This is a genomic window from Leifsonia sp. NPDC102414, assembly GCF_044765685.1.
Lineage (GTDB): Bacteria > Actinomycetota > Actinomycetes > Actinomycetales > Microbacteriaceae > Leifsonia.
The window spans coordinates 1-1,328 of the sequence record NZ_JBIWKN010000016.1; the positions used below are offsets into that span (position 1 = coordinate 1).

The 1,328-nt window shown below is 67.7% G+C and carries 1 protein-coding gene; it reads left to right on the forward strand.

All coding sequences use genetic code 11. From position 1 onward, the window contains the following. Positions 1-1,328 (forward strand): glucose-6-phosphate isomerase (gene pgi, locus ACIRCZ_RS20520; protein WP_402856817.1); only part of this gene is annotated, 1,328 nt, incomplete at both ends.

Below are 1,328 nucleotides of genomic sequence, written 5' to 3' on the forward strand. Positions count from 1 at the left end.
GGCGAGAAGATCAACACGACGGAGGACCGGGCGGTGCTGCACACCGCGTTGCGGGCGCCGGCCGACGCGGTCGTGGAGGTCGACGGGCAGAACGTGGTGCCCGGGGTGCACGCGGTGCTGGACAAGATGGCCGCGTTCGCGTCGCGGGTGCGCTCGGGTGAGTGGACCGGTCACACCGGGCGGCCGATCCGCAATGTGGTGAACATCGGGATCGGCGGCTCGGATCTGGGCCCGGCGATGGCCTACGAGGTGCTGCGCCCGTTCACCGACCGCGGGCTGACGGTGCGGTTCGTGTCGAACGTGGACGGCGCGGACCTGCACGAGGCGTTGCAGGGCCTGGACCCGGCGGAGACGCTGTTCGTGATCGCGTCGAAGACGTTCACGACGATCGAGACGATCACGAACGCGACGTCGGCGCGTGCGTGGCTGCTGGAGGGTCTGAAGGCGGGTTCGGAGGCGGTCGCCCGGCACTTCGTGGCGCTGTCGACGAACAGCGGCAAGGTCGCGGACTTCGGGATCGACACGGCGAACATGTTCGAGTTCTGGGACTGGGTCGGGGGCCGGTACTCCTTCGACTCGGCGATCGGCCTGTCGCTGATGATCGCGATCGGTCCGGACCGGTTCCGGGAGGTGCTGGACGGGTTCCGTCTGGTCGACGAGCATTTCCGTACGGCTCCGGCGGAGGCGAACGCGCCGTTGCTGATGGGCCTGTTGGGGATCTGGTACGGGAACTTCCACGACGCGCAGTCGCACGCGGTGCTGCCGTACTCGCACTACCTGTCCAGGTTCACGGCGTATCTGCAGCAGCTGGACATGGAGTCCAACGGCAAGTCGGTCGACCGTGAGGGCCGGCCGGTGGAGTGGCAGACGGGTCCGGTGGTGTGGGGGACGCCGGGCACCAACGGGCAGCACGCCTACTACCAGTTGATCCATCAGGGCACGAAGCTGATCCCGGCGGACTTCATCGGGTTCGCGAACCCGGTGGGTGAGCTGAGTGAGACGCTCAAGGCGCAGCACGACCTGCTGATGGCGAACTTCTTCGCCCAGACGCAGGCCCTCGCGTTCGGCAAGACGCCCGACGAGGTCCGTGCCGAAGGGGTCCCGGAGGAACTGGTCGCGCACAAGACGTTCCGCGGTGACCATCCCACCACCACGATCCTGGCGGCCGAGCTGACGCCGTCCGTGCTGGGCCAGTTGATCGCCCTGTACGAGCACAAGGTGTTCGTCCAGGGCGCGGTCTGGAACATCGACTCCTTCGACCAGTGGGGCGTCGAACTCGGCAAGGTCCTCGCCAAACGCATCGAACCCGCCCTCACCGACGGCACCGA